The organism is Eubacterium callanderi (assembly GCF_900142645.1).
GTDB classification, from domain to species: Bacteria; Bacillota; Clostridia; order Eubacteriales; family Eubacteriaceae; genus Eubacterium; species Eubacterium callanderi.
This window is the reverse complement of the sequence record NZ_FRBP01000005.1, coordinates 197,096-224,019: the sequence shown is the minus strand read 5'-3', so window position 1 is coordinate 224,019 and position 26,924 is coordinate 197,096. Positions and strand designations below refer to the sequence as shown.

The following is a 26,924-nucleotide window of genomic DNA, read 5'->3' as shown; positions in this document are numbered from 1 at the left end:
TACTCATACCAACTCGGAATAACCCGAATAAATTTCAAATACCGGCTGCATGACCGACGCCATGATAAAGAATACCAGACCGCCAACCACAAGCAGTACCACTGGTTCCAGCAGTGCGGTCATTTTCCTGATTTTCCGATTGATCTCGTCGTTATAATAGACCGAAACCTTTGTGAGCACCTGCTCCATGGTTCCCGAGCTCTCGCCAATGCGGATCATCTGGACAAAGCGCCGGTCAAAGATTCCTGCCTCTGCCAGGCTGTCGGACAAAGCCGCTCCACGCCTTACCGCTTCCCGCACTGCGTTTATTCTACGGCGCATGACACGGTTTCCCAAAATTTTACCGGCGATTTCCAGCGCGCTGATCATATCAATACCGCTGCTTACCATAATGGCCATGGCATCCGCAAAGCGCACGCCTTCCATCAGCTGCATGAACTGCCCGGCCCACGGAAGCCGCAACAAAAGGCGATCCCTTGCCAGCGCGCCGACCTCTTGTCTGACCGCCGCCTGGCCCGCTGCCAGCAGCAGTAAAACCGCCAGCAGTATCCATCCACCGCTGGAGATCAGCGCTGTGCTGACACCCATGAGGATTTCGGTGGTCAGCGGAAGCTCTGCCTCCATACTTTCAAATATTTCCACAAAGACTGGCAGAACGCCTGCCATAAGGTACATCACCACCCCTACAGCCACCACCATCACCAGCGACGGATAGAAGAAAGCCTGAGCGATTCTGCTCCTCAGGTCAGCCTGCCCTTCATAGTAAATACCAAGATTTTCCATGACCAGATCCATACAGCCACTCATTTCACCCGAACGCACCATCTGGACCATGAGCTCCGGAAAAACCTTTGGAAATGAACGCAGCGCTTCTGAGAAACTATTCCCATGCTTCACCAATATCTTAACCTGCAGGACTGCTTCTCCGAAGCCGCTGTTTTTATGCTCCCTTCCGGACAGCTCCAGAGCGTCGATAATCGAAACTCCTGCTGAAAGCGTAATGGCCATCTGTCTGCAGAATAGCCCAAGCATCCTCACACGCCCTGATTTAAACGCCACTGCTCTAAGCCATGCTGGTTTCATCATTTCCATAACTCATTACCCTCAGCCCTTCTGTCACATCGGTGACACCGTTTAAAATTTCATTTCGGACAAGCTCTGAAAACTGAACCAGCCCGCTGCCACGCGCAAGACCAAGGAACTGCTCATAGGAAGCGCCGGAATGAATGGCCTCTCTCAGGTTCTGGTTAAGACACAGCACTTCAAAAACCCCCTTTCTCCCCAGATAGCCGGTGTGCCGGCATTTTTCACAGCCGGCCGCGCGGTACAGCACCTGCTCTTTTTCAAAGGCAAAGAGTCCACGCTCCGTTTCGGTTGTTTTATAGGCTTTTCGGCAGTGCGGGCACAGCTTTCTTAAAAGCCTCTGGGCGATAATGCCCCGCAGCGCTGTGGACAGCAGATAGTCTGCTGCGCCCATATCCAACAGGCGGGTAACGGTTGACAATGCGTCGTTGGTGTGCAGGGTCGACAACACCAGATGCCCGGTAATGGCCGCGCGCACAGCGGTGGCCGCAGTCTCCTCATCCCGGATTTCACCGACCATGATAACGTTGGGGTCCTGCCTCAAAACAGCCCGCAGCCCTTCGCCGAACCCAAGGCCAATCCGCTCATTCACTGGTATCTGATTAATGCCCTCCAGGTGAAATTCGACCGGGTCCTCAATCGTGATAATGTTGAGCGCCTGTGTATTTTTCTCCTTCAGAAGACTGTACAGCGTCGTCGTCTTTCCGCACCCCGTCGGACCGGTCACCAGCAGCAGTCCGTTGGCCTGATTGAGCATTCCCCTTACTCTCTGCTCATTTTCAAACGAAAGTCCAAGGTCTCTCACTGAAATCAAGAAGGTCTGGGCGTCCAGAATCCGAAGCACCACTTTCTCGCTGTAAACAGTCGGTACCACCGACACACGCAGGTCGATCTTCCTGCCCTCTGTCTCGAAACAGAAGCTACCGTCCTGCGGCCTTCGTTTCTCTGAAATATCGAGCCCGGATAGAATCTTTATCCGGCTGATCATACCAAGATAATCCTTTTTGGCAACCTCCATGGTTGTGATCAGCTCGCCGTCGATACGGATACGCACCCGCATTTTTTCCGGGTTGAGCACCTCAAAATGGATATCCGAGGCTTTTTTCTGTACCGCAAAGCGGATAATGCTGTTGACAAGCTTTACAAAGCGATTGTCCTGAGGCTCATCCTGTCCCTGCTCAGAGACTGCTTTCTTTTCCACACTCCAAAATCTGTATTTCACATCGGCCCTCTTGTTAAAATATAATCATTTCTCAATTATTTGACTGCTTATATCTCATCATACAGGACATTCTATTTTTTGTCAACGATTTTATTATATTGCATAATAGTTTATTATTTTGTCAGGTTAAAAAAGCAGCCAACAGAAGTGATTATTTCTCCTGTTGGCTGTTTTCTACTTTATAATCTCAAAAACGATTCCCTCAAAGCCTTCCAGTGCCATTTTCAACGGATATGAATGCTCCGCTCCTGGCTTTACATCTGCGCTTTTTGTTTTTTTTACTTTTTCAATGTGATGTGGTTTAGTCATCAAACTGCCCTTCTGTGTTTTTAACTCATAGGCGCTTCTTTTACTATTATTGCCAGTGTTGAAAATTTCTTTAATTTTTACGCGGTCTGTCATCTCAAGGACCAGCTCCTCAATGGGCTTCGCGGCAAAATTGAGCACTGTCAGCAGCTCCTGTCCGCCAGCGGCGCGCCGGTAAGCCAGCACAGCCGTTCCTTTTGTTTTAACCGGAACAAAGGAAAAACAACCGCTGTGGTAATCATTTTCATAGAGTGCCGGGCACCTCTTGTAAAACTGGTTTAAGGCTGAAAAGTAGTCAAAGAATTCCTGATGAGCAGGGTACTTAAGCAGGTCCCAGTCCAGCTCGCGGGCCTCGTCCCACTCTCTGAAGTGTCCCAGCTCATTCCCCATAAAGTTCAGCTTTTTGCCAGGGTGGGTAAACATATAGAGATACAGCAGGCGTGCCTGCTCAAATTTTTCTTCATAGCTGCCGTTCATTTTGTCCAGAATGGTGCCTTTCCCATGTACCACCTCATCGTGGGAGAATGGCAGCATATAGAGTTCATTGTAGAAATAGTGCATGGAAAAGGCCAGCCTGCCCATATGGTCTTTGCGGTCATCTGGATGAATCTTCATAAAATTCAGGGTATCGTTCATCCACCCCATGTCCCACTTGTAGTCAAAGCCCAGCCCGCCGTATTTCACCGGGGCTGTTACCTTTAAAAAATTGGTGGAATCCTCCGCCATGCGCAGCACGCCGGGATAGCGCTCTGCCAGGCCCTCATTCATGCCCTGGATGAACTCAACCGCCCCCTCATTGGCTCCGCGGGCGGCGTCACCCTGCCAGTACAAGGCATTGCTGATGGCGTCCATCCGCAGGCCGTCAAAATGATATTTCTCGATCCAGAAGGCTGCCGCCGACTGAAGAAAGCTCCGCACCTCTCCCCGGTAAAAATTAAAATTATAAGAGCCCCACTCACTGTAGCCTGTATCTGCATCCGGATACTCATACAGCGCAGAGCCATCAAACTGCGTTAAGGCATAATCGTTGGTGGCAAAATGCACCGGGACGAAATCCAGGATCACTCCGATACCCGCCTGATGAAAGGTATCAATGAGGTACTGCAGCTCTGCCGGCGCGCCGTAGCGGGAGGTCGCGCTGTAAAAGCCTGACACCTGGTATCCCCAGGACTCGTCAGCGGGATACTCGGTCAGCGGCAGGAATTCGACATGGGTAAAGCCATGCTTCTGCACATAGTCAAGAAGCTGGCCGCACAGCGCCTCATAGCTGTACCAGCCCGCCGGACCCTCCTCCGCCTTGCGCCGCCAGGAGCCAAAATGCATCTCATAAATGCTCATCGGCTCGTTATAATGCGGGCGTTCCGCTCTTCTTTGAAGCCATGCCGCGTCTTTAAAAGCATAGTCCAGGTCTACTAAAACCGACGCGGAATTTGGTCTCAGCTCCATGGCGTAGCCATAAGGGTCTGCCCGGTCGAGCACACGCCCGTCCGTCTGGTGAATCCGGTATTTGTAGAGCATGCCGGCTCTGGCGTTTTCCACAAAGCACTCATAGACCCCTCCTGTGCCAAAGGGCTCCATGGGTGTATCCTGCCAGCCGTTAAACTCCCCGATCAGCGTTACCGCCTCTGCCCCCGGCGCGTATACTCTGAAAACAAAGCCCTCACGTCCGTTCTTCTCAAAACGGTGCGCGCCAAAATAATCGTAGGCGTCAAAGGCCTTCCCAATATAAAAATCATGCATTTCCATGATGTTGCCCTCCCCTGTTTATTACTTACAATTATATTGGAAAAACAGCGGCCCGTCTACTGTCAAAACGCCCGAAGTGTCAAAAAAAGGCAGCGCCAGAGTGTGTTCTGGCGCTGCCTTTTGCAGGGTTCAATCTGCGTTTTCTTATTTTTCCAGATAGGCCATGAGCGCATCCCACTCCGCCTTTGCCTGGTCATAGCCAATTCTATAGCTTTTCTGGACACCCTCAGGGTTGCGGTCGATCACCTTTGTCTCGATGGGGTTCTCTGGACGCAGCACATAAATTTTCCCCTCGGCCTCCAGCGCATCAATCAAATCCATGGTTTCATTGTAGAACAGGTGGCGGTTTAGAATGCCCTCAGCAAAGGCCGGGTGCTTCCGGTAATAGGAGCGTACCATCCGTTCGTGGCCATAGGGCTCCTTGCGGTAGCCCTTTTCACGGGTTAATACCAGAACAGCCTTCTCATTGCCGTCTGAAAGGGCCCGCTGGACCGGGACAGAATCCGCGATCCCCCCATCCATGTAGGGCTTCCCGTCGATTTCCACCATCTGGCTCATGAACGGCAGCGAGGTGGACGCGGCAATAAGCTCTGCCACATCGCCCTCCATCTTCTCAAAATAGCGGGCCTCCCCGGTCTCGCAGTCGGTGGCGGTCAGGTAGAAGGTAACGTCAGCGCTGTAGTAGGTCTTCATATCAAAAATATTATAGCGTCTCGGCAGCTCATTATAGGCGAAGCTGCGGCTGAAAAAATTACCCTCCTTCAGCAGGTTCCCCATCCCCATATACCGTTTGTCCGGCATAAAGGTTTCTGCGATGGCAAAGCTGCGGCCGGGCTGCTCAGATATATAGTTCGCGCCGTTGATAGCGCCCATGGAAACACCGATAATGTACGGGAATTCCAGTGATTTTTCCATAAAATAATCCAATACGCCGGAGGAATAAATGCCTCGGAAGCCGCCGCCCTCCAGCACCAGCGCTGTTTTCTCAAATTTCATGCTCAGTCCTCTCTTATCCTCATGGTCATTTCAATCTGGCAGAGGAGGATTCCCTCCTGGTTTTCGATGTCCATCCGGTAGGTGTTTTCATCAATCTCAGCAGATTTCACGGTGATCATGTCGCCGTAGAAGCCCTGGTTTTTGTAGATAATCTTCGCGGTTTCTATTTCGCCTGCCTTTACCTTTTCCAGGGGCAGCGTCTCCAGCGCCCACGCCAGGTATTTGACATGGTTGACGTGGCTGTTAAAATCAATGTCCAGGTACCGGACCTGGAAATTTTTGGACTCGGTCCATTCCTCCACCTTAGCGACCCGCTTGAGTTTAAAATGGTTTTCATGGCCGCTTTCATAAACGTCCAGCTCCGGCACATTGCTCAGCCGCTCTAAACGGTTTTCCTTGCGGTTTTGCAGCATCCATTCCGTATCGCCCTCCACCATCATCCTGCCGTCCAGCGATTTGATGGCAAAACGGCGGTGGGCGGCGAATTTATCAAAGGCGATGGCCTCGGTCTCCACCATGACCTCATCGTTAAACTTCGGGTACTCATGAAACTGCAGCTTGTATTTTACCAGAAACCAGGCCAGCCCCATTTCATCCAGAACCTCCGGCCCCACGCCGAGCTGTTCGCTCTGCTCCTGGCTGGTCTGTTGAAAATAGTTCAGCGCGGCTGTGGGCTGCAGCTGGTAGTTATAGGTGCATTCGTAGCCGTTGATTTTCTGCTTTTTCTCGTAAATAATTCCCACTTCTGTTGTCTCCTTATCCTTATAAAAATTAGCCGAATGATTTAATTTTCAATGAGTCCAAGCGCGCGCAGAATAAACTCACCAGTACGCCGTTCCGTCCCCTGGTAAGGGTAAGCGTGCATATCTGTACTCGGGTTAAAATTCAGTTCAATGATGCCAAAGGGTGATTTTTCGTCCCGGTAGTCTTCAATGATGATATCCACACCGCAGAACACAGCCTTCACCGATGCTGCCGCCTCCACGGCAACGCGTTTAAAGAAGTCCGGCATTTCGTCAGTCATGTCAATGCTGTCGCCGCCAGTGCTGATGTTCGAGTTACCCCGCAGATAGACGGTTTTTCCATCGGGCAGCACATCGCCGAATTTCAGCTCCTGCTGTTTTAGATAAAGCTCGGTCTGTTCGTCCAGCTCAATCTTTTTAAGGGGTGCGGTGTAGCCGTAGCCTCTGAAGGGGTGCCTGTTTTTTTCATCGACCAGCTGAGTGATGGTGTGGATGCCGTCGCCCGTCACATTGGCCGGAACACGCTTCAGTACAGCGACCACCTCCCCGCCGATTACCAGGAACCGGTATTCCTGCCCCGGTATAAATTCCTCGATGATGACGGTCTTGTCGTATTCAAAGGCAATTTCAACCGCCTCAAGAAGGTCTTTCTCGCTGCCTCCCTGGTCAAAAATACAGATTCCCAGCCCATAATTTGTGGATTTTGGCTTGATGACTACCCTTTTCCCGACATAGGGCCCTATGCGCCGTGCCGCTTCATCATAGCTTGAGAATTCCTCTCCGGCTGGTACCGGGATACCCCGCTGTGCCATGATTTTTTTGGTAACCACCTTGTTTTCCATAACGAGGACTGTAATATAATTGTCCAGCTCTGTCTTGGTCGCCTGCTTGACATAGGTTTTTTTATCTCCTTTGCCAAGGCCGATAAAGTTATCCTGGGGGTCGATCTCCTCAACCGGCACACCCCGGGTGATGGCTTCCTTGATGAGAATCTGGGTAGAGAGCTCATAGTTATCAAAGCCCTTTAAAAGATACCGGGTGTCGTAGCTTTCTTTTTTATAAGCCTTCGCCAGACGCATCATCCCTTTTAAATAGCCTTCTTTTTTTACCATTTCAGCCATCCGGAAGGCATAGGTATGCTCGGGATGGATAACCCGGTCGATCATCACCTTCAGCACACCGCTGTTTCCGAGCTCCAGCTCAATGTCCATCTTCTGCATTTTTTCGAGGATATCAAGGGCCCAGCGTTTCATGGAGACCTCTTTGCCATTCTGACCGATCATAAGATCAGGATCCAGACCAAAAGCTGCGACCTTCTCTTCATTTTCAAGGCCTTCCTTCTGCCAATCTGCATAGTCTGATTCTTCCTCAACCAGCAGGTAAAGCATAAACTGATGAAGAAACACCAGATCCTTTTCAGCAATACCGCATTTATCAAAGACATTCAGGTCGACCGTCCGGATTTCAAGATACTTAATGCCGTCCTCTTCCAGAGATTCCAGAATATTGTCCACGCCCTTTGCCTTCATGCGTATCTGGGCGTAAAGCTCTTTTGGAGCCGAGATCAAACCTTTATCCACAAAGCTTTGAACATCCTCAGTGTATTCTTTAACCGTACGATAGCTTGGAAAAAGAAATATTTTATTTTTATAGCCATAGACTGAATTTCTAAAGGAAGTACCCGTTTTTAAAACATAGGCGTCATCGCCCACAGTCTCCATCTGCCTCACACATTCGGGTACATAGCTTTTATGCAGGGCTGAGCTGCAGCCTAAAAGATAGATGACCATCCACCGGTAGCGCAGATAATTCCGGACCAGCTTGAGGTACACGCCATCCTTAAAATCTTTGCGCGGTTTCTCAGGTGCAACTGCGTCATGCAGCTTATCAATAAAGCGTTCCGTAAAGGAAAAATTAAAATGAATGCCGGAAATCAGTTGTTTTTTTCCGCCGTAACGCTCAATCAGCCCTTTCCGGTAGGCCATCGCAGCCTCGGCGTCCTCTTCTCCCTCATAAACGGCTATGGGGATACGCTCATCCTCTGGGATATCGCAGGGCATGGACTGAGGCCAAAAATACTCGTCCCCGATTTCATTGTTGACAATATCGCAAAGCCCTTCAAGCACCGCGTAGGTCTTAGGCACTGTGTCATAGGCTGGTGTAACGACCTCCACCTGGCTTTCTGAAAAATCGGTTGTGATGTAAGGGTTTTTCAGCTTGTTGCCAAAAATTACCGGGTGCGGTGTCATGGCGAGCTTTCCTGTCTCCGTAACCCGCAGACCTTCCCGTTCCAGACCAAAATCGCCGGTCAGCAGTTCGTTGCTTGTAAATGTATTTTTTAAAATATCTAAGTTCATTTTTACACCTTGATTATTCAAATTTTATTGGTTATTATACCACAAATCAACCTGAATGCATATTGAAGACGAGTCCAACTTCTGTTAAGTTTTAAACCTGAAAAAAGCTTAAATCAAACAAAGAAATCCCGGTTTAATAGAGATCAAACCGGGATGGTGCTTTTTATGCGTTGGCTTCTAACTCACGGTATTCAGGGTGTTTGTCAAATTCTGCCCGCGCAAAGGGACACAGCGGAATGATTTTTTTGTCTTCATCCCTTGCCTTTTGTACCGCCTTTTCGACCAGCACTTTTCCAATGCCCAGGCCTCCCATGTCTTCTGCCACTTCTGTATGTGAGATAATAAACATGCTCTCTCCGGTCGGCACAAATTCAATTTGTCCAACCTCTGTTCCGTCTTCAGTCACAGCGTAGATGCGGTTGTCACCATTTTTATATTCAATCATATTATAACCTTCTTTCACAATTCAGTTGAAAATTATATACCCTCTGGCCGTTTGATAAAACACCGCCGATGACCCGCGTCAAGCAGCCTGCTTATTCACCGGCACAGAGCTCTGCCAGGTATTCCTCAGCATATTTAGACGCCACCGCGCCGTCAGCCGTGGCCGTGACAATCTGACGAAGCGGCTTGGTGCGGACATCCCCGACAGCAAAGACACCCGGGATATTGGTTCTTGTCGTCTCGTCCGCGATCAGGTAGCCCTGCCCGTCGAGGTCCAGAACACCCTTGAACATGTCTGTGTTCGGTGTCCGGCCGACCGCTACAAATACGCCTTCGCAGGACAGCTCTGTTACATCGCCGGTTTTAACATTTTCAACCTTAACGCCGGTTACCAGGTCGTCATGGAGTACCTCGACCACCCTAGAATCCCAGACAAATTCGATGTTTTCAGTTTTTTCCAAAGTCTTCATGTAAGTTTTTGAGGCCCTGAGGGTATCTCTTCGATGCACAATATAAACCTTTTTACAGATTTTAGCTAAAAACAAAGCATCGGCCACCGCGGAGTTTCCGCCGCCCACCACAACAACCGTCCGGTTGCGGTAAAACATGCCGTCACAGGTAGCGCAATAAGCCATCCCTCTGCCGCGCAGTTCATCCTCCCCGGGAATACCAAGGGTTCTTGGCGCCGCGCCCGTGGCCAGAATGACAGCCTTGGCTTCCAGATCTCCCTTGCCTGTCCGGATTACCTTAGGCTGGCTTTCCAAATCAATGGATAACACCTCGCCTATTTGTGTTACAACACCGAAGCGTTCAGCGCTCTGCTGCATCTTTCCGCTGAGTTCAATGCCATCTACGCCCTCCTCAAAGCCCGGGTAATTGTCTACCCGGCTGGTGGTAGCCATCTGACCGCCCGGCCACATTTTTTCAAGTACCATTGTAGAAAGGCCTGCGCGTGCGCAGTATAATGCCGCTGTGTACCCTCCTGGACCCCCGCCTAGTATAATCACGTCAAATTTATTATTTTCCATTATTTGTCTCCTTTTTGGAAGTTACATTTTTCTGTAACTTTAAAAATTACATATTGTGTTCCTATTTTACCAGCTTAAGGCGAAAAAGTCAATAGTGTATCCAGAATGATTTGTTTTTGCACCCAGAGGGTATGTATGGTACAATAGAAAAAAATAATCAATGGTGTTTAAACCACCTGATGTATTCGTTTTAATCCCGTGGTCAAAAGACGGCCACTGTGCTAGGGGGCACTACAAATGAAGATCTTTGATGTTATTGTGCTGGGCGGCGGACCTGCAGGCTATACGGCTGCGCTATACTGCGCCCGGGCGAACCTGAAAACCATGATTTTAGAAAAGATGTGGCCAGGCGGCCAGATGGCCACCACCAGCCAGGTCGATAACTATCCCGGATTTAATGAAGGAATTGACGGCCATGAGCTGAGTGAGCGCATGAAGCTGGGCGCCGAACGCTTTGGCGTGGTCTCTGAGTACGGCGAGGTCATCAGCATTGAGGCCACTGGTCAGCCAAAGCGCATTAAGACAAACAGCGCCGAATATGAATGCAAGGCCCTGATCATTGCCACCGGCGCTGCCCCGAGAAGCCTGAACCTCCCCCATGAAGAGGAACTGCGAGGGCGTGGCGTCGCTTATTGCGCTACCTGTGACGGCCTCTTCTTTAAAAATAAGGTGGTCGCTGTGGTGGGCGGCGGCAACTCCGCGGTGGCCGATGCCCTGTACCTGTCCAAAATCTGCAAAAAAGTTTACCTCATTCACCGCCGCAACCGGCTGAACGCTACTAAAACCTACCTGGCGCTGCTGGACGAGACTGAAAACATTGAATTTATCTGGAACAGTCAGGTAGTCGAACCCATCTATGGCGTTGTTTTAACCGGTATTAAGCTTGAAAATACCGAGACCGGCGCTGTTTCACAGCTGGACTGCGACGGCCTGTTTATCGCCATTGGCCGCCGGCCAAACACTGACCTGTTCGAGGGCATTGTGGACATCGACGAAGCAGGGTACATCATCGCCGATGAAACCACCCAGACAAATGTGGAGGGCGTCTACGCAGTTGGCGATGTGCGCACCAAGCCGCTGCGCCAGATCATCACTGCAGCTTCTGACGGAGCCGTTGCCTCAAAATTTATTGAGGACTACTTTGTGCAGCTGTGCGGCCGAAACCATAAGGCAAAAAGCCTGCGCTATAAGAGCGAGCCCAACCGCTTCTTTGTCCAGACGCCGGAGAATTACGAAGTTGGCGAGCTGAACCTTGAGCCCACCACGGACAACACCTTTATCATCACCCATGTGGGCGTTGACAACAGCTACAATGGCCTGGGCATCGCGAAAGAGCTGGTGCGGCAGACCGTTGAAGCCGCGCGCCAGAACCACTGGAAGCTGATTCCCAGATGTCCCTTTGCAAAGGCCGAATACGACAAGCATCCCGAATATAAAGACACCTTGGCCTGATAATCTGGCAGCCTCTGCTTCACAGCAGAGGCTGTTTTTCTGTCAGGGCTCAAAAAATAAAAAAACAGCCTGTCACTTTGACTGGTAGACTGCTTTAAAAAATCATATAATTCAAAGACGTTAACAACAAATTGTATTTAAAGAAGAACTCTGCTATACTAGCCAGACAGGAGCACTCGGCTCTTGTGGCACTGGCATGGTTAATCTTGCCCCGGAAATGGGGTGCTGCTTATGGACAGTAACCAGTTAATTCTGATTCTGGCGCTTATCGCGTTTATCGTAGGCTGCATAAACAAGAACGACCGTTAGCCTTTTCCACGAGCACTAACGGTCAAATCTAATGAATCATTGGGGCTGGCCGTTGCCGGTGTCCCTGTTTCTTTTTATATTATACCACATTTCCTTAAACTTTTCAAAAAATAAAAAACAGCCATATCCCTATATGACTGATCATCTGCTTTAAATGGTCGGAGTGAGAGGATTTGAACCTCCGGCCTCATGGTCCCGAACCATGCGCTCTACCAAACTGAGCCACACCCCGATATTTTTATATTTTTGATTTGCAAACCAACAACAGTTATTGTAATATAGTCATAGATATTTTGCAAGCATATTTTTTAAAAATTTTAAAAAATTTAGGAGAAAAGCATGAAAATAATTGAAGCGGGCGTATCTGCCCCGGAAGGTTTAGCGGATATCACGGAACAGGTGCGGGAATACATCCGTGAGGTGCGTCTGAAAGACGGGTTTGTCCATATCCAGATTCCCGAGCGCACCTGCGCGGTGACCATTACCATCAATGATGACTTCAATATTGACAAGGATTTTCTGAATAAAATCAACCGGTTCCTGCCCAAGTATAACGGCATGCAGTTTACAGGCTGGACCACCTCCAATGTCAAGGCTTCTCTTGTGGGAATGTCGGAGCAGGTGATGGTGGAAAGCGGCGAGCTGATCCTGGGCCTGCACCAGAGCATCTATATGGTTGAGTTCAACGGCCCCTCTACAGACCGCCGGATTTATCTCTCCCACATGGGCACCACACTGGCCGAGGGAGAAGAACCCAGACTTCCGCAGGTGCTGGAGGACCTGTACGCTGCCGACCTGGCAAAGGAACAGGCCGAAAAAGAGGAACAGGATCGGATCATCGCTGAAATGCGCGCAGAGTATGCTGAGCGCATCCGCAAGCAGAAAGAAGAAGCTGCCAGAGCCGCAGCAGAAAGTGAGCAGAAGGATGGCGAATAATAAAAATAATCCCACGAAAAAAACAAAACAAAAGCCGCCGAAACAGAGCCACCAGAGCAACATTAAAAACAGCTACCGGATCGGCGCCCTGATCCTGGTGATCATCATCATTGTCAGTCTGCTGACAATGTACAGTTTTTAAGGAGCCTGTTATATAAGGATGAATATTAAAATCATTACAGTGGGCAAAATCAAGGAAAAATACCTGAGGATGGCCATTGATGAGTACAGCAAACGGCTGGGTGCCTACTGCAGGCTTGAGATCATCGAGGTAAAGGACGAAAAAATTGAGGAGCGCTTCAGCGACGCCGAAAAGGCCCGGGCGGTGGCGCTGGAGGGCGAACGGATCGCCCGGTATTTAAAGGACAATGAAATCATCGCCGCGCTTAAGATCACCGGCCGGCAGCTGACCTCACCAGATTTCGCGAAAAAGATCGAGCATTACGGACTCCAGGGCAAGAGCAGCCTGACCTTTGTTATCGGCGGCTCCCTGGGCCTGGCGCCGGAGATTGAGGCCCGCGCCCACTGGGATTTGTCCTTTTCAAAGATGACCTTCCCCCACCAGCTGTTCCGCGTCATGCTGCTGGAACAGGTTTACCGGGCGTTTAAGATCATAAAAAATGAGACCTATCATAAGTAGTATCAGTACAATGGAGAGTGCAGAATTGAGAATTGAGAATTGATGAACACTTTTTCTGTCGAAAAAGCGATTGAGACAGCGGCCTGCGGCCGCCATTTCATTCAAAATGCGCGGCATTTTGTTCCGATAATTCTCCATTCTCCATTTTCAATTCTCCATTCATTTAAGAAGGGAGTTAACCATGACCACCACTATGTTAGAACGAGGAAAAACAGCTAAAAAGGCGGGCATTCAGCTGTCCGCCACGGATACACAGACGCGCAGCGCGGCCCTTACGGCCATTGCAGACGCGCTGGAAAAAAACCGTGCGGCGCTGATCGCCGCCAACCAGGCCGATTATGAGCGCAGCGCAGCCGAAAACCTGGCAGCGCCGCTGCTGGGCCGCCTGACCTTTGACGATCATAAAATTGACGACGTGATCGACGGCATCCACAGCCTCATCGAGCTTGAGGACCCCCTGGGCGCTACCCGCATGGCGACCGAGCTGGACACGGGCCTGGAACTTTACAAGATAACCTGCCCCATCGGTGTGATTGGCATCATCTTTGAATCCCGCCCCGACGCTTTTGTCCAAATCTCCACCCTGTGCCTGAAAAGCGGCAATGCGGTGCTCTTAAAGGGCGGACGTGAAGCCCTCGAGACCAACCGCCTGCTGTGCAAGGTCATTTCGGAGGCCACTGCCTCTGTTGGCATTCCAGACGGCTGGATTCAGAATCTTGAGAGCCGCGAGGACGTCAATGCCATGCTGGCCCTGGACGATTATATCGACCTTATCATCCCGCGCGGGTCCAACAGCTTTGTGAAATACATCATGGACCACTCCAATATTCCAGTCATGGGCCACTCCGACGGAATCTGCCACGCCTATGTCGACGCCTCCGCCGATCCGGACAAGGCGGTAAGCATCGCGGTGGACGCTAAAACCCAATACGTTTCGGCCTGCAACACCATCGAAACCCTGCTGGTGCACAAGGACATCGCCGGGGAGTTTTTACCCAGACTGAAAGCCGGAATGGACCAAAAGCAGGTACACCTGAAGGGCGACGACCGGGTACGCGCCGTGATCGACGTCGAGCCCGCCACTGATGACGACTGGTCCACCGAATACCTGGATTATATCCTTTCTATTAAGGTTGTCGACAGCCTGGAGGACGCCATTGACCATATCAACACCTATGGCTCCGGCCACACCGATGTCATCGTGACGGAGGATGAGGATCACGCGAAGAAATTCACCACTCTGGTGGATTCCGCGGGCGTCTACGTCAACTGCTCCAGCCGCTTTGCCGACGGCTTCCGCTACGGCTTCGGGGCGGAGGTGGGCATCAGCACCTCCAAGCTGCACGCCAGAGGCCCGGTGGGCCTTGACGGCCTGCTGAGCTATAAATACAAGCTCATCGGACACGGGGATATTGTGAGCGACTTTGCGGACGGAAAACGCAGCTTTACCCACAAGTCCCTGGATCAGGACTGTCCTCTGTAAATATAAAAAATTATAATTCTATTTTAAGAATCATTTAATATAATAACAGTAAGCAGAAAGGTTACACATGCAAAAGACATTTAAGGCCATCATTTTTGACTTTAACGGCACGCTGTTTTTCGACTCGGACAAGCACGACGCGGCTTTTGACCGTTTTACGCTGGAGCAGTGCGGGCGGCACATTACGCCTGAGGAAATGCACGGCTTTTACGGTCAGACCAACGCCACCATCATTCCGGCCATTTTAAAGGACCGGGAGCTGACAGCAGAGGAAATCACCGCCTTTGGTGATGATAAAGAAGCGCTTTACCGGGAGCTTTGCCTGGAGGATACAGAAAACCTCCATCTGGTAAGCGGCGCCCCGGAGCTTCTTGACTGGATCTGCGCCTCGCAGATCCCCCACACCATTGCCAGCAGCTCAGAGCTTGCCAACATGGCGTTCTTTTTTAAAACCTTTGCCCTTGGCAAATGGTTCGATTTTGACACCACCGTTTTTGACAACCACACCTTTCCGGGAAAGCCCTCCCCGGATATTTACCGTCTGGCGGCTGAAAAGCTGGGTGTCTGTCCTGAGGCGTGTATTGTGGTGGAGGACGGCCTTTCCGGTATCCAGTCTGCCCATGCGGCCGGTATCGGCCATATTATTGCCATCGCGGCGCCGGAGCGTCATGATTATTTCATGCAGGTGCCTGGCGTGAACGCGGTGATTTCAAATTATCATGAGTTTGACCGTTCGCTGTTAGAGCGGTCTGTGAAGGAGTAATAAATGCTAGAATTAAAAAATATCTGCTTTGAAGTGGAGGATGAAAAAAAGGGCATCCTCAAGGATGTCAGTCTCAAGATTGACTCTGGTAAATTCGTTGTCATTACCGGCCCCAACGGCGGGGGTAAATCCACCCTTGCCCGGATTATCTCCGGTATTCTCACCCCGACGTCGGGGCAGATCCTGTTCGACGGCCAGGACATCACAGGTCTCGACATCACTGAACGCGCCAAGCTGGGTATCAGCTTTGCCTTCCAGCAGCCTGTCCGCTTCAAGGGGATTACCGTCCACGACCTTATCTCGCTGGCTGCCGGCTCACCGCTTAACCAGGTGGAAGCCTGCCAGTATTTATCCGAAGTGGGCCTCTGCGCCAGAGACTATATCGACCGCGAGCTCAACGACAGCCTGTCCGGCGGTGAGATCAAGCGTATCGAAATCGCGACCATCCTTGCCCGCGGCACCAAGCTGTCCATCTTTGACGAGCCAGAAGCCGGCATTGACCTCTGGAGCTTCAAAAACCTGATCGCTGTTTTCCAGAAAATGTATGAAAAAATTAACGGCTCTATCATGATTATCTCCCATCAGGAGCGTATCTTAAACATTGCCGATGAGATCATCGTGCTGGCAAACGGCAAGATCATCAGCCAGGGGGCCAGAGAAGACATCCTGCCAAGACTTTTAAACGGTACAGACAAAGTGGATTTCTGTCCCAGAATGGAGGAATAATATGAACGAAATACCAATGAATGACGTCGCAAGAGAGCTGCTGAAGGACGTTGCCGACATTGACGGCAAGCCTGAGGGCGTTGCTTTTAATATCCGCGAGGACAGCCAGTGCGCTGGCCGCAACTCCACGGATAATATCCAGATTGTGAGCAAGGAGGACGGCTCCGGCATTGACATCATCGTGCAGCCAGGCACCAAAAACGACAAGGTTTTTATCCCTGCCCTGGTGACCTGCAGCGGTGTGCACGACCTGGTTTACAATGATTTCTATATCGGTGAGGACGCTGACGTGACCATCGTGGCAGGCTGCGGGGTATCCACCGACGGCTGTGACGGCTCCGAGCACAACGGCATCCACCGCTTCTTTCTGAAGCCGGGCTCAAAGGTGCTGTACATCGAAAAACACATCGGTGTTGGCGAAGGCACCGGCAAGCGGGTCATCAACCCGGAAACCTACATCGAGCAGGAAGCCGGCAGCTATATGGAAATGAATACCACCCAGATTAAGGGCGTGGACTCCACCAAGCGTAAATCCGCGGCCAAGCTGGGCGAGGGCGCCAAGCTTGTCATCAAGGAAAAGCTCATGACACACGGTGACCAGTACGCCGAAACCGCCTTTGAGGTGGATATGGACGGCGCGGGCTCCAGCTGTACCTTAAGCTCCCGTTCTGTCGCCCGTGACCGCTCCCGCCAGCTTTTTCTGTCCAAGATCAACGGCAACAACCAATGCGCGGGCCACTCTGAGTGTGACGCCATCATCATGGACGAAGGCGTTGTCTCCGCGATTCCGGAAATTACCGCCAACGACCTCGAGGCCGAGCTGATCCACGAAGCTGCCATCGGCAAAATCGCCGGCGACCAGATCATCAAGCTCCGTACCCTCGGCCTGACTGAGCACGAGGCTGAACAGCACATTATTGAAGGATTCCTGAAGTAAGGGCGGAGCCCTTCCACCTTCAACTTAGTTTTATTTCTAAAGATGAAAAATATACAAACTAAAAACAAAACCCTGCTTGCCGACCTGGCACTGATAACCGTCGCTCTTATCTGGGGCGTGGGCTTTATCGCGTCAAAGGCGGCGCTTGTGACCATCACACCTCTCTGGGTCATGACCTTTCGGTTTTTAGGATCAGGCGTTCTACTCCTGATCCTTTTTTTAAAGCGTGTCCGGCGGCTTGATAAGCGCACGGTGCTCATGGGCATGGTGGTCGGCAGCTTTATGTTTACAGGCATGGTTTTCCAGACCATCGGCCTCGACCATACCACAGCCTCCAACCAGGCTTTCCTCATTCCATCCTATGTGGTGCTGGTGCCCTTTGTCTCCTGGATGATGACACGGGTAAAGCCCCGGGCGCTGGATGTGGCCGCGGCATTGCTCACCTTTGCAGGCGTGGCGGTCATCAGTCTGAAGCCGGACTTCAGCATGAATCTGGGCGACGCCCTGACTCTTATCTTCGCGGTGGTTTATTCCTTCCAGATCGTCTTTTTAGGGTTGTTTGTCAAGGAGACGGATGTGATGTCCTTTACGGTGGTCCAGATGCTGACAGCGGGTGGTTTATCGCTTTTTGCCGCCCTTGTTTTTGCGCCGCCCCTTGATGGCGTCAGCGCCACCAGCGCCTTTGGCATTCTCTATCTGGTGGTCTTTAACACTGCTCTGGCCTTTCTCATCCAGAACATCGCCCAGCAGTACACCACCTCCACCCACGCCTCGCTGCTCATCTCACTGGAGTCCGTTTTTGGCCTGATCGTCTCCGTCATTTTCCTGCACGATCCTTTTGGGCCGCGCATGGCGCTGGGCTGCGGCCTGGTCTTTGCCGCTGTGCTTTTATCAAAGCTGGAGCTTAAAAAAGAAAAAGCGCCGTTATCCTTGAAATAAGTGCGGATGGCGGTTTTTCTTATTGCAAAATAAAGATTTGGGTAATATAATTAAAGTAGAGATTACTAAACTTTTCGAGGAGTGCTATGGAAAACAAAATTATTGTGGACAGCTGCCTGGATTTTAATCCGGAAATTTTTACCGCAGACCTGCCACTTGAACGAATCCCCTTTAAGCTCAGAATTGATGACGAGGAGCTGGTGGATCAGGATTTATCGACCATGCTGCTGGTCGATAAAATGAAGCTCAGCAAGAACAAAGTATCAACCGCCTGCCCATCGCCCCAGGAATACCTGGACGCCATTGATCCGGAGCGCGTTAACTATATTATCACCATCTCATCCAAGCTCAGCGGCTCTTATAACAGCGCCGTCATGGCGGCTGTCATGGCCCAGGAAAAATATCCGGACTGCCAGGTACACGTGCTGGATTCCGAAAGCGCTGCCGCCGGGGAAGATCTGCTTTTCATGAAGCTTCAGTCCTTTCTGGAAGAGAACCTTCCCACGAGCGAAATCGTGTCTAAGCTCATGGATTTCATCACAAATATGCGCACCATGTTTATACTCAACTCGCTGGATAACCTGGCTAAAAACGGCCGTATCAGCGGCACAATGGCCCTTTTGGGCAAGGTGCTGAAGGTGGTGCCCATCATGACTGACAACGGCGAAGGCGAAATCGCCCTGAAGGAAAAAGTCCGCGGTAAGAAGAAGGCTTTTTCCCGTCTGGTAGAAATTATTGCCGACGAGGTGTCTGACGCCAGCGAAAAAATCCTGGCCATCGCCCACGTGCACGCTCAGGAAACCGCTGAAAACCTCAAAAAAGCCATTGAGGAAAAATGCAACTTTAAGGATGTGGTCATCTTTGAAGCCGGCGGACTGAGTACTGTCTACGCCGACAACGGCGGTGTGATTGTGGCTTATTGACAGGACGAAAAAACCCCGGCCGTACCTTCTCAATAAAGGTACAGTCGGGGTTTTTTTATCGTTACTGCCTTAAACAATCTGCAGCTTTGGGGTTTCATCCGCACCCTCATCCGTCAGGGCAGAATCCAGAATTTTGATGGCTTCAAGCGCGCTTCGGAACGCGACCTTCTCCTGCGTCTGCACCCATAGAATGGTGCCTTGCCAGGTGTTGTTTCGTGTGCTTTTAATCTCTAAGACAAAAGTCTGGTTGCTTGCGTTAATAATCTTTTCCATCCTCATCACTTACCTTTCACAATGTTACTCACTATCCTCATAGTTTTATTCTATCAAAGTCTGGTCACACAGTGATAACATGGCGGAATGGTTCTTTTAAAAAAAGCGGTCCGAAGACCGCTTTCAATGCTTACTGAGCTGCTTTTTCAATAGTAACACCGCCCCAGCTGTCAATCTGTCCTGCCGCATTATGTCCTAATGAAGTTTCAAAATTTTCAGCCTGAACTAAATCCGCCTGAATTGTGATTTCAAAGCTGGCTTCCGCTGTACTGTTACCCCATTCTTCTGGGATTTTAACCATGGTAAATACCGGATCTGTCTGAGATTTGCCAGATGAATCTCTGGTTAATTTTTCCTGATAATAGATATATCCGTCTACGCCAACTACCCATTTTTCACCAAAGTTCAGGCATTTTGCTGTGATAAGCTCTGCTACCTGTTCCTGATTTAATTTCGTGCTGTTCGGGACTGACAATCTTACACGTACATACGCATCTTCAGAGTCGCCAGTCAGACTTACTCTTGGTTCTTTACTCAGCCAGTCCCCTGGTACAATTTTGTCATAGCTGATGCCATCCTCTGTGAGTGTCCCTGGCTTTACAGGATGCGTTCCTCCACCTGGAGTATCAACTTCATAGTCTTTGGTGTCCTCTGTCAAATCCCCTTGCACTTTACCTAAAGTAAATACATTCTTCGCATCATCCTGGTCAGTAAAGTAGGCCAATGTGCCCCCGATAACAATCACCGCAATGAGTGCCAGCGCTGAGATTAATATCGCGCCTTTTTTCTTTTTTGTCATAGATATTCTCCTCAAGTTAATTTAGATGGTTTAATTATACTAAAATTGTTGATTCCCTGTTCTTCCTTCATTAGCTAATTTAGTCAATTCAGCACTTGCTGTTGAATCACCTAAATTTTCAGACTGCACAGCGAAACCACTGACATCAATGGTAAATTCCGGCAAATTATTTTTTATTAAAACATTATTATTTTGGTCATAATAATATGTACCGGCAATAGTATCTGTTACCTTAGAAAAATCGGTCAGACCAGTCTTATTTTTGCCGCTGTAAACTTGGGTAGTATCTTTGTCCGCATCTGTAACAGTTCTCAAATTTGGATTGACTGTGACTGAATTAAATAAAAATTGTGTGCTGACATCTTGTTTGGAAGTAGAGGCATCTACAACTTCATTATAAATATACAACTCGCTCTTTCCATCCTTAGAATCTGCAACTTTTCTCCAAGTGGCGCTACCTTCTTCTCCTAAATTCCAATCCTTTACTTCAGCATATCTCTTAAACTCTTCTTGAGACAGCTTTGTATTTCCATCATCTCCAATATAATCCACTACGATTGCTACATTAGCTTTTGCGCTGCCAGCTTTAATTTGAATCCAAGGCTGTTTTTCAATGTTTTGTCCGGGTAAATAAGACTCCGGAGGGGTAAAATTTTCTTCTGTAGAACCCTCTATTTTTGCGCCCGTAAACTTATTCGTCTTCTGTCCGGTGTTTGCGCTTAGATACGCTAACGTCGATCCAACTGCGATAACACCTACTAACGCAGCAGCAACGAGACCTTTTGCCAATCTTTTTTTCTTCTTGTCCATTTTTCTTCCTCCGTTCTAAACCTCAACATTTTTCGATAAATCTTCTTTATTTAAATACCGTTTTATTATAACTATATTATAATCTATGGTTGTCACACGATGGTCACAGTCAAAAGGTTATTGTCTTAATTTGCGTTGATAAACTTAACCATTTCAGTTTCAATATTCATACCTTCTACTCCTGCCTGGATGGCGTATGCCTGTACTTTAATGTTGAATTTTGGCAGTTCGCCATTTTCATTGGCTTCGATGTTTTTGCTTAAAGGGACTGAGCTGAAAAGCGCGGTGGTTTCTTCATTCAAATCTAATGTTTTATTATAAAGGAAAATCTGAGTCGGTAAACTTTCTTCTGTGATATTTTTCCAGCTTTCATCAAACTCAATTCCGTTTTCAGCTAAAAGGGTTTCTTTGAATGTCCCATAACTTACCTGCTTTTCTGTGCCATCTTCATTTTCCAGATAGTAGGTGACCTTCAACGCTACGTTTGTTTCCACACCCTTACCATCATTATTATTGTTTTTAACGGTTGGGTTCTTAGGGATAACCTGTCCTGGGAGGTAAGATTGTGCCTGGACTAAACCAAGATCTTCTTTGTTTCCTTCATATGCAGGATTTACTGTTTGACCCGTAGTGCTGTCACCCTCTCCATCATTAAAGGTGTAACCATCCCACTGATCTTCTCTTAACTGGATATCAATATTTTTATTGGAAGAAAAAGCATTTGTCTTTGTGCCTGTGCTTGTGGATAAAAGGGCTAATGTTAAACCAACGGCGATGACGGCTACGACTAGTAGGCTTGTCAATACCAGTCCTGCTCTTTTTTTCTTCATGCTCTCCACTTCCTTTCTATATGCAATATGGATTGATTTCTAATTGATTATGTATTTATTATGACAGAGCATAGTCACAGAACGGTCACATCAATTCTTTTTAAATAAAAAAACAGAGCTTTTTGCAAGCCCTGTTTAATCACTATTCCTTCTTCTTTCTTTTTTGCGTGTCTGTCTTTTTGCTTTCCGCTGTTCTCTCACGCCTGGGGTCTTTTTTTGTTTCTTTTTCTTCCTCGTCGTCATCCTTCATCAGGAAATCGGGCAGGAAGGTAAGGATCAGAATCACCAGTATGACGGTAACCATAACGATCATGCCCGTGGTGGTGTTAGCGTAAACGGCTAAATAGCCCATATAGGGAATGGTAAAGACCGGCTTGCCCACCAGATTTTCGTAAGCCACTGCCCCACCGTCAACATTATCATTGGCGTCGCCCTTTGTCTGGAAGGTCTGGGCTTCGGTATCAATGGCTACCACTCTATGGGTGACCATGGTGTCATCGCTGATTTTAAAGGTGATGGGATCTCCGATCTGCACATCCTGCGGATCGGCATCCTTCACATAGATCAGGCTGCCCACGTGGTACGTAGGCTCCATACTGCCGCTGAGTACCGCAAGCGGGGTCATGCCCAGCAGTTTTGGCAGAAAAAGGATGGCTGCCAAAGCGATCAGTATGACTAATATCAGGCTTGTTAATATGTGATAGATTTTTTTCATTGGTGTATACTCCTTCGTTATGCGTCGTTCTGAATTCTTAAGGCTACTTTAACAAAAAACAGTCATATCATGGTCACGCGGGGCTCTAAAAAGAAACTGCCACACGGGTTCGTGTGACAGTCATCTTTTTATAAGCTATTGATTGTCTTTTTTGTCAAATTCTGCCCATATCTTCATGGCGTTCTCAGAATTATAGTTCCCTGTCGCATCCGTCGCTTTTACAGGCTTCCCATTAATGGTCACTTCGGTCTGTACGGCTTCCTGATAAAGGGTAATCTGGAAATCTTCAAAATCTTTAAGGGGTTTTCCTGCTTGATCAGTAATACCCGTTATCTCATCAAATAACGCGGTTGTTCTTCCGTCTACCGGTACTACTGCCTGGTAATACCAAAAACCATCCGCCTCATTATATTTCCACGCTTTTTCATCGAAATTAATCTTAATCTCGTTTTCTTGCTTATTATTAACACGTTCTGCGATGCTGCCTGGTGAGATGGTCACCCGCATCCGGACAATACAGGCACTGGGGCCGATATTTTTGACGGCCGGATCTTTTTTAATGGTGCTGCCCACTACTTCAGGCTTTTCTTCGATTTCCGTAGTCACTTCGCCCGGGGCAAAATTATTGGTCGCCGCCTCGGTGCTTTTGCTTAAATAGGCCAGGGTCACTGCGCCGCCGATTAATACCACTGCCAGGAGAGACACTAAACCGTATTTCAGTTTTCTATTTTTTAAGATGTTGTTCAACATTTTTGTGCACCTCCTTATTCATTGGATGGCTGAACGGGCGTTGTGCCGTCTGGAACCTGCCCTTCAGGGACTTTATGTTTTTCTACTGTGACGGTTCCATCTTCACCGATCTTAAAGCTGTTTTCCACCACATCGGTGTGAGAGAAGTAATCTTCGTTGGTTAACTGGTTGGTAAAGCTAAATTCTGTTGGAGGTGTATTTTTTGTTTCCTCGGTGTTGTTTTGCTGGACTGTGTCTGTCTGCGGATTATCCGATGTGCATGTGTAGCGCATGGTATTGAGTTCTTCAACCGTATACTCACCAATTGGTAAATTATCAATGATAATGGATGCTGTTTTGCCAACATCCTTGCTTAGTCTCAGCGTCCGGTAAAATACCTGGGGCTCTTGACCCTCAATATTGTTTGGGCCTGTAATCTTAAAAGTAAAGATCGGATCGCCATCCATGTAGTCAACCTTGCTGTCGTCTGTGATGGTCTTTGTGATTTTGAGGCTGCCGAGTTTTCTGGTATTCGTAACTTCTACTTTAGCATTTTTTTTGAATTCAATTTTCCCTGCTGCTTTATCTGTTGTAGAATCCACTGTTGCTTCACTGATTGTATATTGAGGATTTTCATAATTATCCTTATCATAGTTTTCTATTACTTCAAATGATGTATCTGCCGCAATATTTTCTATTTTAATAGTCTGTCCTGGTTTTATCTCAAGGTTTCCATTTTGGCACGTCTTACCTGAGTCCACTCCGTTTATTTTATATTTACCATTATATAATTGGCCGCCAATTTTAACCTGAATTTGAAAAGTATCGTTACTTTCTTGACCTTCAATCATTTTTTTGGTAATGTCTAAATCATGAAGGTTTTCAGAATCACAATGATTCTTAAAAGTGACAAAGGCGTTTTTATCTATCGCCAAGGGATCGGTCTGTATAATATACTTGCCTGTTTCAGTCTCAGAGGGAATAATATTGCCATCTTGTACTGCCTGCCCATTAACCTTGAATTCATCATAGCGATTTTGATCAACGCTGATTTCCTGAAGAATATATTTTGTCTTTCGATCTGCAATTTCTTCAAATACTGCCTGCTGGCCATGATGTAACGTGAATTTACCATCGTCTCCCGTATTCAAGGTCTCCCCATCCATCGTGTAAGTTTTATTCTTAGCTAAACTATAGAAAGTTCCGTTCTTTTCAATGGTATCTTCGTCAACCTCTGTTGCATTGTTATCTTCTAAAAATAATCTAAAATTAAAATTCACATCACTATAAGAGCCTTCATTAATATTCGTAACTTCTTTCCTTACCGTGATGCTGTCTTTAGGCATAACTGGCAGATTGAATTTCATTTTACAGTTAGAAGCGCCGCCGCCTCGTTCCATATAAAAAATCTTAATTTCATGATTACTATAATCTGAAAAAGTGTTTCCATCCCAGTCTTCTTCAGACATGCTTTTTCCTTTTTCAGTATTTTTAAACTGTTCCTTTATACTTGTAGGTTTATGAAATATTTCCACAGCGCTACCATTTACATTTCTACTATCCTTAACTTGAACCTCACCTGTTGCAAAATTAATAGAACCTGAGTGGGCGTCATGGATTCCACCCAAATCTAATACTAACACTCCATCGACAAAAACCCACAGGTCATCATCGCCGTTAAATTCGTAAACCATATCCTGGCCATTGTACCGTCCACCTTCTAGTTGAGTAAAGCTGGAGGACATCACCATTCCAAACCAATAGTCATTTCCATTCTGTGCTCCAGGCGCTCCCGACTGCTGAGTTTTATAGAGCTTTTCTCCATAACGTAAGGATTCCTCGTCAAGGTTTTTCCCATCTTCATCATAATAATTACTGTTACTGGAAAATTTACCTGCTTCAATTTTATTATAAGGCATAAAATTGCCTCTTTTATAAAAATAAGCATTCTCATCACTCGGCGTTCCTATTTGGTCATAAACAGTAAAATCATAAGGCTTTTCTTTATCGATCTCATCATTTGATTCTTTCCAGTAAGCATAATTCTCAAAACTACTGTAATAAAATGTGCCTTTAGTATCAGGATTATCATAAATATCCTTCCTGAACAAATGATTGGCCTTTCCTTGGTAATTATTACTTGTTGCACTAAAACTTTCGCTTAGGGGTTTTCCGTCCATCAAACCCATTGCGCCAACTGGGATTCCATCACTGTTTAATTCTTTTTTTAACCGGCCCTGTTTTAAACTCCCATCTCCATAAGCCGCCCAAGTGTTTGCCGGTGTTGGAGTTGAATAGTCAAACATTTGTATGTCGACACCCAATTGCTGGCTGTCTATTGTTGGTACAGTCGTTAGCTTGTCATAAACAAAGGTTATCTCTGCGCCATACGTGCCGTCATTATTAATCACATCTGAATAAAAACAATTCTTGCCATCAGCGCCCTTTTTATAATCATATTGATACTGATTTGGCTTACTTGGCGGAACCCATGTTGCCATTGCTGTAAATACCTGTAATGGGTCGTCCTTGGACGTTTTTATACGCGCTTCCGCAAATTTGTAACCTTCGAGCTCAGGTTTACTTATTTGACTGACTTTCCAATCCACTTTATCTTGACCATCAGGGTTGTCCTTACCATTTAATGTCGTGTGTCTTGAGTTATTTTCTCCTAAGATTTCCTTGACGTTAATCGGATTATTGTTGGCATCAACGATGTTGACGATCCATCTGCTAAAATACTGGTCTTGTTTAGTCCAACTGCCTTCTCTGTTGTCATAATGAAAACTATACCAATACTGGTTATCTTCTAAAACAGGGGTATTCTCTTCCATTTGGGGCAAGCCAGCTGTCATGGCTACATTATTTGCAGGTTCTTCCAATGCGGATTCCAACTGCTGTTCTTCATTATCCACTGTGGGATTTACCCCTACACTCTGCCACGCCAGCGCAATCGGCTGCAAAGTCGTTATCTTACTTTCAACCGCCTGTACTTTTCCGTTAGCGTCAGCGGTAATCTTTGTGTCCTCTTCCCCGGTTACTTCCATGGTGTAGATGGTATTATTCTGCTCATCTTTACCCTCGGTTTTCTGGTAAAGAGTAACGCCCTTTTCTGCGCTTTCACTATTTAAAAAAGCTTCGGGAGCAGTTGCCTCTTTATAAGTGATTTTCAGTGTATACTCTCCCTGCGCGGGTGTCATATCTTTTCCTTCTTTATTCTGTAGTTTTACACTGTAAGCAGTAAAGCCGTCTACAGTTGTTCCCTGTTCGCTGGCTTTGGCTTTTAATCCCACTTCAGTCTCGGCATAAAGGGCTTTTTCGGCTTCATCCTGGCTGTCTTTATTGAGCGCTTTTACGGTGAGCGCCGCGCCTGCGGGCAGACTGGTGCCTTCTTTGGCCTTCAGCTCTGCTGTGATGCTGTCGTCCTCATAGGTGAGGACGGTGGGGGCGGCGTTTGCTCTCTCCTGCGCCAGGGCGGAGATGCCCGGGCTCATGGCTGAAAGCATGAGCAGCATGCTCAGTAATATGGATGTATATCTGGATAATCTTTTGACGCTTTTCATGATTGGTTCTCCCTTCATGCCTTTTTCTCTATTTTTACCGGCGGATTGCTGGTTTTCTTCGGTTCTTTTTGATGATACCTTAACTATACCAGCGATTTGTCACACAATGGTCACAGGTCACTGTTTTCTTAGGTTTACTGTGACTGTGAAAAAAGCCACGCCTGGCAAAGCG

General features: G+C 48.0%; 25 protein-coding genes and 1 tRNA gene. 10 read left to right on the top strand and 16 right to left on the bottom strand.

The genetic code is table 11. The features are described from left to right. Positions 1-3: 3 nt before the first annotated feature. The 8 genes from BUC22_RS08140 to trxB (BUC22_RS08105) form a co-directional block, all read right to left on the bottom strand. Entirely contained in the window at positions 4-1,086 is a 1,083-nt protein-coding gene (locus BUC22_RS08140) for a type II secretion system F family protein (RefSeq protein WP_073382681.1), read from the bottom strand. Further along, positions 1,064-2,305, bottom strand: coding sequence for a GspE/PulE family protein (locus BUC22_RS08135; protein WP_013378986.1), 1,242 nt, complete (start codon positions 2,303-2,305; stop codon positions 1,064-1,066). The genes BUC22_RS08140 and BUC22_RS08135 overlap by 23 nt, the downstream gene beginning before the upstream one ends. A gap of 174 nt (positions 2,306-2,479) precedes the next feature. After that, complete coding sequence (glgB, locus tag BUC22_RS08130; RefSeq protein ID WP_013378985.1) at positions 2,480-4,357, bottom strand: 1,4-alpha-glucan branching protein GlgB; 1,878 nt, start codon at positions 4,355-4,357, stop codon at positions 2,480-2,482. A 144-nt stretch (positions 4,358-4,501) separates the two neighbouring features. Next, positions 4,502-5,353 (bottom strand): patatin-like phospholipase family protein, encoded by an 852-nt coding sequence (locus tag BUC22_RS08125; RefSeq protein WP_013378984.1) that lies wholly within the window; start codon positions 5,351-5,353, stop codon positions 4,502-4,504. A 2-nt stretch (positions 5,354-5,355) separates the two neighbouring features. Beyond that, positions 5,356-6,096, bottom strand: a complete 741-nt coding sequence (locus tag BUC22_RS08120) for an acyl-[acyl-carrier-protein] thioesterase (protein ID WP_013378983.1) — start codon at positions 6,094-6,096, stop codon at positions 5,356-5,358. Positions 6,097-6,137: 41 nt separating this feature from the next. Further along, positions 6,138-8,453 (bottom strand): bifunctional glutamate--cysteine ligase GshA/glutathione synthetase GshB, encoded by a 2,316-nt coding sequence (gene gshAB / locus BUC22_RS08115; protein WP_013378982.1) that lies wholly within the window; start codon positions 8,451-8,453, stop codon positions 6,138-6,140. Positions 8,454-8,616: 163 nt separating this feature from the next. After that, on the bottom strand, positions 8,617-8,898 hold the full coding sequence (locus BUC22_RS08110) for a GNAT family N-acetyltransferase (RefSeq protein ID WP_013378981.1): 282 nt from the start codon (positions 8,896-8,898) through the stop codon (positions 8,617-8,619). Positions 8,899-8,989: 91 nt separating this feature from the next. Beyond that, complete coding sequence (trxB, locus tag BUC22_RS08105) at positions 8,990-9,925, bottom strand: thioredoxin-disulfide reductase (protein WP_013378980.1); 936 nt, start codon at positions 9,923-9,925, stop codon at positions 8,990-8,992. A gap of 237 nt (positions 9,926-10,162) precedes the next feature. Here trxB (BUC22_RS08105) and trxB (BUC22_RS08100) point away from each other — a divergent pair, with 237 nt between their 5' ends. Then, the gene (trxB, locus tag BUC22_RS08100; RefSeq protein ID WP_073382678.1) at positions 10,163-11,377 is read left to right on the top strand and encodes a thioredoxin-disulfide reductase; all 1,215 of its coding nucleotides are present in this window, start codon (positions 10,163-10,165) and stop codon (positions 11,375-11,377) included. Positions 11,378-11,841: 464 nt separating this feature from the next. Here the strand turns inward: trxB (BUC22_RS08100) and BUC22_RS08095 are convergent. Further along, positions 11,842-11,918 (bottom strand) — tRNA-Pro (locus BUC22_RS08095). Positions 11,919-12,025: 107 nt separating this feature from the next. On the opposite strand from BUC22_RS08095, the gene BUC22_RS08090 reads away from it, so the two are divergent. The 9 genes from BUC22_RS08090 (at position 12,026) to BUC22_RS08055 (ending at position 19,033) form a co-directional block, all read left to right on the top strand. Next, on the top strand, positions 12,026-12,622 hold the full coding sequence (locus BUC22_RS08090) for a secondary thiamine-phosphate synthase enzyme YjbQ (RefSeq protein WP_013378977.1): 597 nt from the start codon (positions 12,026-12,028) through the stop codon (positions 12,620-12,622). Beyond that, a complete protein-coding gene (locus BUC22_RS21775) occupies positions 12,612-12,764 on the top strand; it encodes a hypothetical protein (protein ID WP_013378976.1) in 153 nt (50 codons plus the stop codon). Before BUC22_RS08090 ends, BUC22_RS21775 begins: the two co-directional genes overlap by 11 nt. A gap of 18 nt (positions 12,765-12,782) precedes the next feature. Then, the gene (gene rlmH / locus BUC22_RS08085) at positions 12,783-13,262 is read left to right on the top strand and encodes a 23S rRNA (pseudouridine(1915)-N(3))-methyltransferase RlmH (RefSeq protein ID WP_013378975.1); all 480 of its coding nucleotides are present in this window, start codon (positions 12,783-12,785) and stop codon (positions 13,260-13,262) included. 181 nt (positions 13,263-13,443) lie between these two features. Further along, positions 13,444-14,745 (top strand): glutamate-5-semialdehyde dehydrogenase, encoded by a 1,302-nt coding sequence (locus tag BUC22_RS08080; protein ID WP_013378973.1) that lies wholly within the window; start codon positions 13,444-13,446, stop codon positions 14,743-14,745. A gap of 67 nt (positions 14,746-14,812) precedes the next feature. After that, entirely contained in the window at positions 14,813-15,508 is a 696-nt protein-coding gene (locus BUC22_RS08075; protein ID WP_013378972.1) for an HAD family hydrolase, read from the top strand. A 3-nt stretch (positions 15,509-15,511) separates the two neighbouring features. Then, positions 15,512-16,234 (top strand): ABC transporter ATP-binding protein, encoded by a 723-nt coding sequence (locus BUC22_RS08070; RefSeq protein WP_013378971.1) that lies wholly within the window; start codon positions 15,512-15,514, stop codon positions 16,232-16,234. 16 nt (positions 16,235-16,250) lie between these two features. Continuing rightward, on the top strand, positions 16,251-17,171 hold the full coding sequence (locus tag BUC22_RS08065; RefSeq protein WP_041690029.1) for a SufB/SufD family protein: 921 nt from the start codon (positions 16,251-16,253) through the stop codon (positions 17,169-17,171). 42 nt (positions 17,172-17,213) lie between these two features. Further along, complete coding sequence (locus BUC22_RS08060) at positions 17,214-18,110, top strand: DMT family transporter (RefSeq protein WP_013378969.1); 897 nt, start codon at positions 17,214-17,216, stop codon at positions 18,108-18,110. Positions 18,111-18,196: 86 nt separating this feature from the next. Then, a complete protein-coding gene (locus BUC22_RS08055; protein WP_013378968.1) occupies positions 18,197-19,033 on the top strand; it encodes a DegV family protein in 837 nt (278 codons plus the stop codon). A 69-nt stretch (positions 19,034-19,102) separates the two neighbouring features. Here BUC22_RS08055 and BUC22_RS08050 read toward each other — a convergent pair whose 3' ends face one another. The 7 genes from BUC22_RS08050 to BUC22_RS08020 form a co-directional block, all read right to left on the bottom strand. After that, entirely contained in the window at positions 19,103-19,306 is a 204-nt protein-coding gene (locus BUC22_RS08050; protein ID WP_041689816.1) for a hypothetical protein, read from the bottom strand. A gap of 130 nt (positions 19,307-19,436) precedes the next feature. Next, a complete protein-coding gene (locus tag BUC22_RS08045; RefSeq protein WP_013378966.1) occupies positions 19,437-20,105 on the bottom strand; it encodes a TasA family protein in 669 nt (222 codons plus the stop codon). A gap of 39 nt (positions 20,106-20,144) precedes the next feature. Further along, positions 20,145-20,915: a hypothetical protein gene (locus BUC22_RS08040; protein ID WP_013378965.1), complete on the bottom strand. Its 771-nt coding sequence runs from the start codon at positions 20,913-20,915 to the stop codon at positions 20,145-20,147. A 125-nt stretch (positions 20,916-21,040) separates the two neighbouring features. Next, complete coding sequence (locus BUC22_RS08035) at positions 21,041-21,745, bottom strand: hypothetical protein (protein ID WP_013378964.1); 705 nt, start codon at positions 21,743-21,745, stop codon at positions 21,041-21,043. Positions 21,746-21,887: 142 nt separating this feature from the next. Continuing rightward, positions 21,888-22,460, bottom strand: coding sequence for a signal peptidase I (locus BUC22_RS08030; RefSeq protein ID WP_013378962.1), 573 nt, complete (start codon positions 22,458-22,460; stop codon positions 21,888-21,890). 135 nt (positions 22,461-22,595) lie between these two features. Continuing rightward, entirely contained in the window at positions 22,596-23,210 is a 615-nt protein-coding gene (locus BUC22_RS08025) for a hypothetical protein (RefSeq protein ID WP_013378961.1), read from the bottom strand. Between the two features lie 14 nt (positions 23,211-23,224). After that, positions 23,225-26,752, bottom strand: a complete 3,528-nt coding sequence (locus BUC22_RS08020) for a DUF7601 domain-containing protein (protein ID WP_013378960.1) — start codon at positions 26,750-26,752, stop codon at positions 23,225-23,227. Positions 26,753-26,924: the final 172 nt, after the last annotated feature.